The organism is Lachnoclostridium sp. An169, assembly GCF_002160525.1.
GTDB classification, from domain to species: domain Bacteria; phylum Bacillota; class Clostridia; order Lachnospirales; family Lachnospiraceae; genus Mediterraneibacter; species Mediterraneibacter cottocaccae.
The window spans coordinates 69,339-77,801 of record NZ_NFKT01000024.1 but is presented as its reverse complement, the minus strand read 5'-3'; the positions used below and the strand labels follow the sequence as shown (position 1 = coordinate 77,801).

General features: G+C 42.4%; 11 protein-coding genes and 1 pseudogene. 3 read left to right on the top strand and 9 right to left on the bottom strand.

The annotated features are described in order from the left end of the window. Positions 1 to 497: pseudogene (locus tag B5F07_RS22650) on the top strand (hypothetical protein); the annotation flags it as partial. 237 nt (positions 498 to 734) lie between these two features. Here the strand turns inward: B5F07_RS22650 and B5F07_RS15645 are convergent. Continuing rightward, on the bottom strand, positions 735 to 1,226 hold the full coding sequence (locus B5F07_RS15645; RefSeq protein ID WP_087162193.1) for a DUF6147 family protein: 492 nt from the start codon (positions 1,224 to 1,226) through the stop codon (positions 735 to 737). Between the two features lie 68 nt (positions 1,227 to 1,294). Then, complete coding sequence (locus B5F07_RS15640) at positions 1,295 to 2,074, bottom strand: DUF4367 domain-containing protein (protein WP_087162192.1); 780 nt, start codon at positions 2,072 to 2,074, stop codon at positions 1,295 to 1,297. Between the two features lie 152 nt (positions 2,075 to 2,226). On the opposite strand from B5F07_RS15640, the gene B5F07_RS15635 reads away from it, so the two are divergent. After that, entirely contained in the window at positions 2,227 to 3,303 is a 1,077-nt protein-coding gene (locus B5F07_RS15635) for an undecaprenyldiphospho-muramoylpentapeptide beta-N-acetylglucosaminyltransferase (protein WP_087162191.1), read from the top strand. A gap of 85 nt (positions 3,304 to 3,388) precedes the next feature. On the opposite strand, the gene B5F07_RS15630 is transcribed toward B5F07_RS15635, so the two are convergent. Together B5F07_RS15630 and B5F07_RS15625 are read right to left on the bottom strand one after the other, a co-directional pair. Continuing rightward, positions 3,389 to 3,937, bottom strand: coding sequence for an RNA polymerase sigma factor (locus B5F07_RS15630; protein WP_087162190.1), 549 nt, complete (start codon positions 3,935 to 3,937; stop codon positions 3,389 to 3,391). 12 nt (positions 3,938 to 3,949) lie between these two features. After that, positions 3,950 to 4,357: an HIT family protein gene (locus tag B5F07_RS15625; RefSeq protein WP_087162189.1), complete on the bottom strand. Its 408-nt coding sequence runs from the start codon at positions 4,355 to 4,357 to the stop codon at positions 3,950 to 3,952. 227 nt (positions 4,358 to 4,584) lie between these two features. Between B5F07_RS15625 and B5F07_RS15620 the strand changes: the two genes are divergently transcribed. Continuing rightward, on the top strand, positions 4,585 to 5,316 hold the full coding sequence (locus B5F07_RS15620) for a two-component system sensor histidine kinase NtrB (RefSeq protein ID WP_087162188.1): 732 nt from the start codon (positions 4,585 to 4,587) through the stop codon (positions 5,314 to 5,316). Here the strand turns inward: B5F07_RS15620 and B5F07_RS15615 are convergent. The 5 genes from B5F07_RS15615 to B5F07_RS15595 are packed head-to-tail and all read right to left on the bottom strand — an operon-like array spanning position 5,294 to position 8,383. Beyond that, on the bottom strand, positions 5,294 to 5,905 hold the full coding sequence (locus B5F07_RS15615; protein ID WP_087162187.1) for a rhomboid family intramembrane serine protease: 612 nt from the start codon (positions 5,903 to 5,905) through the stop codon (positions 5,294 to 5,296). The genes B5F07_RS15620 and B5F07_RS15615 overlap by 23 nt on opposite strands. Before the next feature lie 34 nt (positions 5,906 to 5,939). Further along, positions 5,940 to 6,782: a DUF6382 domain-containing protein gene (locus tag B5F07_RS15610; RefSeq protein WP_087162186.1), complete on the bottom strand. Its 843-nt coding sequence runs from the start codon at positions 6,780 to 6,782 to the stop codon at positions 5,940 to 5,942. Next, positions 6,770 to 7,156, bottom strand: a complete 387-nt coding sequence (locus B5F07_RS15605; RefSeq protein WP_242972552.1) for a TadE family protein — start codon at positions 7,154 to 7,156, stop codon at positions 6,770 to 6,772. The genes B5F07_RS15610 and B5F07_RS15605 overlap by 13 nt, the downstream gene beginning before the upstream one ends. Continuing rightward, positions 7,143 to 7,628 carry a prepilin peptidase gene (locus tag B5F07_RS15600; RefSeq protein ID WP_087162185.1) on the bottom strand — a complete coding sequence of 162 codons (486 nt, stop codon included), beginning with the start codon at positions 7,626 to 7,628 and terminating at the stop codon, positions 7,143 to 7,145. Before B5F07_RS15600 ends, B5F07_RS15605 begins: the two co-directional genes overlap by 14 nt. Continuing rightward, positions 7,616 to 8,383: a pilus assembly protein gene (locus B5F07_RS15595; protein WP_140398037.1), complete on the bottom strand. Its 768-nt coding sequence runs from the start codon at positions 8,381 to 8,383 to the stop codon at positions 7,616 to 7,618. Before B5F07_RS15595 ends, B5F07_RS15600 begins: the two co-directional genes overlap by 13 nt. Between the last annotated feature and the right edge of the window lie 80 nt (positions 8,384 to 8,463).

Below are 8,463 nucleotides of genomic sequence, written 5' to 3'. Positions count from 1 at the left end.
CTACACCCCAGAACACGGACAGAAAAAAGGAAGCCTGTCTGGAATGTATCGCGACAATGCTGAATATTAACTATGGACATAATAAAGAATTGATGGAAAAATGCAGGCGGCTTAAGGAGTATGCGATCTTTGTAGATACAGTGCGCAGAAATCTATCTCCTGATATTCCTCTTCATGCATCACTCATGCAGGCGATAGATGAATGTATAGAAAGCGGGATCATGCCGGATATTCTGGTGTCGCAGAAAGCAGAGGTGATCCAGATGCTGCTGGAAACATTTGATCAGGAAAAACATGATGAAGCAATGAAAAAGGACTGGTACGAAGCCGGAAAAGCTGATGGTGAGAAAATCGGAATGGAGAAAGGAATCCGCGGATTAATTTTTAAATTTCGAAAACAGTCTGTTCCAGAAGCAGAGATTAAAAATACTTTGCAGGAGATATATGAGATCTCCTCCGAGGATGCGGAAAAATATCTGACAGAATATCATAATTAATCTGAAAAACAGGGAGATTCACCTGAAATAGTGCCTCTCCCTGTTTAAATATAAAATTCCTCTTCTGGAGCCCTGAGAGCAGCCGCTTTATGTAGCATCAAAAATTTGTGGTGTTTTCTCGGAACAGGTATCTCAAATTATTGAATCTAATTTGTTGATAGTTTCTGTTGATGCCTCAAAGGCGGCTGCTCTCAAGGCTCCAAAAGAGGAAATGAAGTCTTGAGATTGTATTTAGTTTTAGATCCAGATGCCGTTAGTTACAGAATATGTTTCCTCCATTGGATCTGGTGCTTTCTCTGCAAAGTGATCTGCACGTACTCTATAATAATATCCTGTATCTACTGTAAGCGTTTTAGCTGTACTTGCCAAAAAATCATTTTCACATTCCTCAATCCAAGCATCTACATGCCCCCACCTATCTGTTTCCGGATGATATCTTTCAACATAGACTATTACAGCAATATAATCTACTGTATGATTTCCTGTTGTAGCACCATAAGCATATATTCTATTTTTCCCGGCTTTTGTAATGGAGCACTCCCCATCCATCATATGCTTTCCTTTTGTTAATCTATCAGAAGAATAACCTGTAGAAGTCTCGTCCATTGTAAGATATGATCCATCTACTTTTTTCATTTCATCTGATGCTTCTACATCAGTAAATGAACCTAACAATAAAGAAGATAAAATGAGTAAACTACATACCATTGACAAAATTCTTTTTTTCATCTCTACCATTCCTTTTTATGTTTCTCTATTATATATACAATTCAACTTCAAAAAACTTACGCGAAATTTCAAAAAAATTGTAAATTTTTCAAAATTTGCTCAAATTCATTCTTTTGCATAACCCCTTTCAATTGATAATAAACATCCTTATACTTAAATTCTCCAATATATCTTTTAGAATTTGTTCCTTTTATCTCATATTCTTCAACAACAATTTCAATACTATTATCCTTTCCAACATCTATATTATATTTATCCGTAAGCATATCTACTTCTTTTTGAACAAATGAAGAATCATCATCATTTAAATATGCACTAAATCTAATTACTTCATCCTCATATCCATAATATAAAAATGCTCTTCTCTGATCTTCATCAATAGCATATCTTATCAATTCCATATCTACTGGCTTATATAGAAATCTAACCATATTAATTCCTAATTTTTCATTTATTTCCCTATATACATTTATCTCATCAAAATCTTCTGTTGTCTTAGATTCCATATTCTCAACATCCACATACGACAAATTCTCATCCCCAACAACTCGATCCCACAACACCTTCCAGTATGACTTGCTCCCCACGCCGGTCATCACACTGCCGCACACAAGTACGATAACTGCAGCCAGCGCGAAAATAAGATACCGCTTCTTTTTTCTTTTGTAGTGTACCTTCTTCTCACGCTTATCAAACTCATATTCCTGTATTCTATTAAAAAGAGAAGTCTCCATATCTTCAGAAAATTTTATATCATCGAGATCATCTCTGGACATAATTTCCTTTTCAATCTCGTCGGCTTCTCTGTCGATTTCTTCTTTAAGTGATAATTTTTTCAGATCTTTCATTATTTACACCTGTTTTCTGCCCTATTTTTGCCCTTGACATTTCAGCAAATAAGGTTAATATGAAATTATCGTCAGCTGTGTGCTGTTTCCTGTTACAGTGACCGCCGCTTCATCTGCGGTCCGTAATCACAATCTTTCTCTGGAGGTATTTTATGAAGCGAATCATTTTAACCGGCGGTGGTACTGCCGGACATGTTACTCCGAATATTGCCCTGCTCCCGAGACTCCGGGAACTTGGTTATGATATCCAATACATAGGTTCTTACTCAGGAATTGAAAAGGAACTTATCGTACCTTTTGGTATCCCTTACCATGGAATCTCATCCGGAAAGCTCCGCCGCTACTTAAGCGTTCAGAACTTTACAGATCCGTTCCGTGTTATCAAAGGCTTCGGTGAAGCCCGAAAGTTAATTAAAGACTTAAAGCCTGATGTAATCTTTTCAAAGGGCGGCTTCGTATCTGTTCCCGTAGTTCTCGCGGGAAAACAGTGCAAAGTGCCTGTGATTATCCATGAGTCCGATATGACTCCCGGTCTGGCAAATAAGATCGCCATTCCCTCTGCAGTCAAAGTCTGCTGCAACTTTCCGGAGACTCTTGAAAGCCTCCCCCAGGGAAAAGCGGTTCTCACAGGATCACCGATCCGTCAGGAGCTTCTCTCCGGCAATAAGATTGCTGCCATGGATATGTGCGGTTTCACTGCAGACAAACCGGTTATCCTCGTCATCGGAGGAAGCCTTGGCTCTGTAGTTGTAAACACTGCAGTCCGTGAAGCACTTCCGGAACTGCTTGTGACTTTCCAGATCATCCACCTCTGCGGAAAGGGAAAGGTCGATGAATCTCTGAATGGAACAAAAGGCTACTGTCAGTTTGAGTATATTAAGAATGAACTTCGGGATATCTTCGCCCTTGCAGATATTGTGATTTCCCGTGCGGGAGCCAATGCTATCTGCGAACTTCTTGCCCTGCGGAAACCTAATCTTCTGATTCCTCTCTCCGCAAAAGCGAGCCGGGGAGACCAGATTCTCAATGCCCGTTCTTTCGAGAAGCAGGGATTCAGTATGGTTCTTGAGGAAGAAGAGCTCAATCGGGACTCCCTGCTGGATGCGGTACACCGGCTCTACGAGAACCGCGGCACTTACATCGATGCCATGAGAAATTCCGGACAGCAGGACTCGATCAATACAATCATTAACCTGATCGAGGAAGCTGCATCAGCAAAACAGAATTAGATTTTCTGAAAACACAGGTGCCGTTCACCGGCACCTGTTTCTTTTACTGATTTCTTATTCCGGCTGCTTTTTATTACTTTCTCTTTTACTTTATGTTCATCTCCTCATACTCTACGCCATATGTCTTTTTCATCCACTCTCTTGCTCTATGCAGCATACTGTGTACAACCTGAAGGCTTACCCCCATCTGCTCTGCCACTTTATCCTGCGGCATTCCCACATAATATGCATAGAGAACAGCATCATGCCATCTCGGATTTTTCTCCATCAGTCCAAGCAGGATATCGCCGCCCAGGTTATTTCTTTCTTCTTTGCGTATATCTTCCAGGTACTCCTCTTCGATACTGTCTGTTACGAGGCTGCTCTCCACGATGGAATCATAATCTTCAGAGAAAAATTCTTTTTCATGCTTCTTTCTGTAATTAATCGCCTTGTTCCTGGCTACTTTTGTCATCCATCCTTTGATTTTTGTCCTGTCAAAATTTTCAAAACCCCGGTAAAGATCTTCAAAGATATCCTGAGAAATATCCTCTGCCGTATGAAAATCACGACCTGAATAAATAAACGCTATTCTGAAAACGAGATCCTTGTACTGCTGATAAATCTCGTTATAATCACGATTTCCTGTAAACATGATTTCACCGGTTTATTTTATTTTCTTGAGTATTTCTTCTTTATCCGCATCCGTCAGTTCGCCCATCTTCCAGCCCAAACCGACGTTATCCCCCTTATATCTTGGAATCAGATGCATATGGAAATGAAATACAGTCTGTCCGGCAGCCTCTTCGTTATTCTGTACTACATTATAACCGTCACAGCCAAGTACATCCGTCATCTTCTTTACCATTTTCTTAGCAAGTACAAACGCCTTCGCAGCTGTCTCTTCATCAATATCATACAGATTTCTGTAATGCTCTTTCGGAAGGATCAGAGCATGGCCTTTGGACGCCGGACTCAGATCCAGTATCACCCGAAAATCTTCATCTTCATACAGAGTAGCAGATGGAATTTCTCCTGCTGCTATTTTACAGAATATACAATCCTTATCTTTCATAGTCATTCCTCTTTTCCACAATGTTTTATGCTAGTAGTATAGAACATTTTTTCAAAAATGAGAAGAGTTTTTCTTCATATGTGGATATCTGTCGAATAACAGCGCACACTCTGTAATGCTGTCGAAACATGTCAGACTTATTCTGTTGAAAGCCCATCCGGCTCCATGCTAGACTAATAAAGGGAAAATGTGTTTCAAAAGTTTCCATTTGAAAGTGAGGTACCAGAATGCTAAATAACATAGATATTAACAAAATGAATCAGCTGATGGAGGAAAACAAAGACGCCAGACAGATCATCTCACAGCTTCTTGAGAATCATCACACAGCTGTATCCACGATCGCACATGAGATCCGCAATCCTCTGACACTTGTCTCCTCCTCGCTTCAGATTATCGAAGCGCAGCATCCTGAGGTAAAAGAATTTGCCAACTGGAACCAGACGATGGATGATGTGCAGTTCATGTGCGGGCTGCTCAATGAGCTCTCCACTTTCAACAACAGCAACCGACTCCATCACTCTGTTTTCAGCATTGAACGGCTGATCCGAAATATTGCCGTATCCTTTGCCATCTCACTGGACGCCGAAGATTCCGATATTGAGTTTTCCTCAAAGATTGCTCATGGCATGGGCGACTTTACCGGTGACAAGATGAAACTGGAAGAAGTTGTCCTGAACCTTCTGCGCAATGCAAAGGACGCGGTTGGAGAAGAGGGTTCCATCACACTCTGTGCCGAACGTGACAGCGATCAGATTATTATCCGCTGCAAAGATAACGGATGCGGTATTCCGGATGACATCATGGACACGATTTTTGAACCTTTTGTCACCCACAAGGAAGGCGGCACCGGACTGGGGCTTTCTCTTTCCAAACGGATCGTAGAAGCGCACGGAGGAACGATTACCGCCGAGTCATCCAAAGAAAACGGAACTGTATTTACCGTCTTCCTTCCCATCTGAATTCATTCTTTTTTCTGCGATACAGAATCACAGCGAGGAGAAAACCACAGACAAGGCCGCCTATATGGGCGGTATTGTCTACCCCGCTGCTCGTAAATCCGAAATAGAAGCTCAGTGCAACCATGAACAGCATTCCTCTGCTTGAAAGTCTTCCCAGTCTTCCTCTGTTTGCGATGACCACATAGACAAGAGCTCCCATCAGCCCGTATATTGCGCCCGATGCTCCTGCGGAAACTGCAAACTGTCCATGCATCTGATCCCAGAAAAGGGAAAAAATATTTCCGCCTATGCCGCTGACAAAATAGATGATGAGAAACCGGATTTTACCAGTCTCCAACTCCAGATTCCAGCCCAGTGCGCCGAGCAGAACCATGTTGTTGACAAGATGTTCAATTCCAAAATGGAGGAAGATACAGGTCACAAGCCTGTAATATTCATGTCCTTCTGTAACATATGGTCCGTACATGGCTCCATGTTCCAGCATATACATGGTATCTTCTGTGTTTCCAAATATTGTCATAATCAGGAAAACCACCACATTTACAATAATCAAACTGACAGTGCATACTGCCTCCGGCATCTTTCTCACAGGAACTCTCCTTTTCTTTTATAATTTTCTCTAATTATAAATGAGTCGTTCCATCCTGTCCATCTGTTTCTGTAATCAGATCTTCCCATTCTCCCCATATTCCGGTTTTAAAGCGGGTTACCACCTTTTTCAGCGGTCCGTATCTTGCATATTCCTCTCTGAGCGGAACGACAGAATTCCCTGTATTCCCTACCGGGTAAAAATTCTCCATATCTTCCTGATCCGGCGAGAAAATGATATTTTCCGTAAAACTGTCCCTAGAGTTTTCCCCCTTGCGGATCTCACTTGTTCTCTCTTCTTTTTTCTCCATTTCTGCCTTTCTTTGATTCATCTCCTCCTTGTAATCATCAAGAATCGTTTTCAGCTCATACTGCTCCTGAAGGCTCTCTTTATGTAGGCGATAAGCAAGAAAGATTCCTTCCGTATCCCGGTAATCCAGCCGTTTTACGAAGAATTCCGTAAGTTTGTGGAAAGATTCACAGAGCGGCATATATCTCACCGGAAGATAACAGAACCTGTACTTTCCTCCTTTTTCGAAGATCAGTTCCGGGGAAATCAGAATATTATCCGGGTTCAGCATATAATTTTTTATGGTATCGATAACCGAAAGGACAGCCTCTGTCACTTCCAGTATCACTTCCCGGTTTATATCTTTTGTTTCATACTGTTTCTCCAGAGATATCCAGCCGTCTGTCCGGAAGGTATATCTGCTGCCTCCGTCAATTCCTGTCCCCGACACTTTCAGAAGATCTCCGATCTCATTATTTTTCAGCATTTTCATCTGATAGTCTTCCCGGTAAGGAAGATCTGTGTCAATACGAATGGCCTGATCGTCCAGGTCTTTCTCATAGGTTATATTCATCTTTAATTCAGCCATCTTATCCGCTCCTCCGGTTTTACAATCTTTGAACACTGCCGGATCTCCAGTTTCATTCCTTTTCTCTGTGCCGACACACTTACGGTAATCTGATCTTCATCTTCCGTTGTGTTTACCTCAACATCGGTCATATAGATCAGTTTTCCCTTTATCCGCTCCATGAAAAATCCGTCCAGGTCATACTCTGCCGTTCCCTTTCTTCGTATCATCTGTGCCCCGGCAACTGCTGTCTCTGCCGCTGCCCCGTTCAGTACCGCCTTGTCATGAAAATAAAAGACCGTGTTTATGATGATAACAAAGATCAGGAAAAACAGCGGTATGATATAGGCCATCTCAATTACGGTACTCCCTTTCACCCTTCTAATATCCGCCAAGAAACATTCCTCCTATATAAGCGGCGGTCAGAAAAGGGACGAATGGAAATGACGCTTTCCTGTCAAAATGATTACGGAAGAGAAGAACTGCGGAAAACACAGCCGCAAGGAGAAATGCAGCAAGCAATACCGAGAGGATCTCCCAGAATCCCAGCATCATTCCCATGATCACAATAAGTAGACTGTCCCCGTAGCCGAACGCTTCTTTCGTTCCCCTGCTCACCGCCAGAAATACAATTCCAACCGCTGCTCCTGATATAAGTATTGCTGCCGGTACATCCCTGCCGCAGAAGAAGCTTCCTACAGCCAGTGGAACTCCTGACAGAAGGAGCAGAAGACTCATTCTCCTTTCCCGGATATCCCTTACCGACAGCACAATCATATACAACGCAAAAGCTGCCTGGCATATCATCCATCTGTGTTCCGTAATAAACTGAAACAGAGCATCTGCAGCTTCCTTTACTTTGAACATCTTGAACACGCTCCTCTCATTCCGACTTCTGACCGCTCAACTGCATGGATCGTCCGCTTCAAACCGCTGCATGTCAGAGAATTGTGATACCTGTTTCCGCTCTCTGTGATATATACTCCTGCGAGGGAAGAACCGAATACACATTTTTCACAGGCATAGTATTTTCCACCATATTCATTTCGCATGAAAGACAGTCCGCTGTATGGGACAAATCGTATTGACAGCTGAAGGTAGGAACACTGATAATCTTCATGGTATACCAGTCCCGTATCTGTAATATAGACGATCTCCGAATCCCCTTCTTTCTCTCCCCGATCCTGATATCCGGTCCACGCGCTCATCCGGAACTCTTCCCGGATCTTCGCAGACGGGTTTCCAAAAAGCGGAAGCGGAATCTTTACCTTGTATTCCACGACAATATTCAGTTCACCGGATGCCGGAGACATATAGGATTTCCAGCATGTAATCGAAGAACTTCCATCCTCCAGTATACTTCTCTCGATCCGCTCTTCTCCGATCATGTCTATGATATCGGATTTTAACTTGATGCTGTTGAGGACCGGAACCGTGGCCGTATCTTCCACCGCACATTTTGCCGCGTTCCACGAGGCATTTTTTATACTCACTTTAATGCTCTGTATCTCGATCAGATAGATCAGGCACAGTGCTGCAAAGAGAAACAGCGGAATTCCCAGTGCCGCTTCAATGGTCACCCCTGCCTGAAAGAAATATTTTCTTCTTGTATTGTTTTTCATTTTCTGTTCTGATATCTCATCCCCGGTGCAGATGCCCTTTTTATACAATTAACAATATAAATACATTTTTGCATCATTCG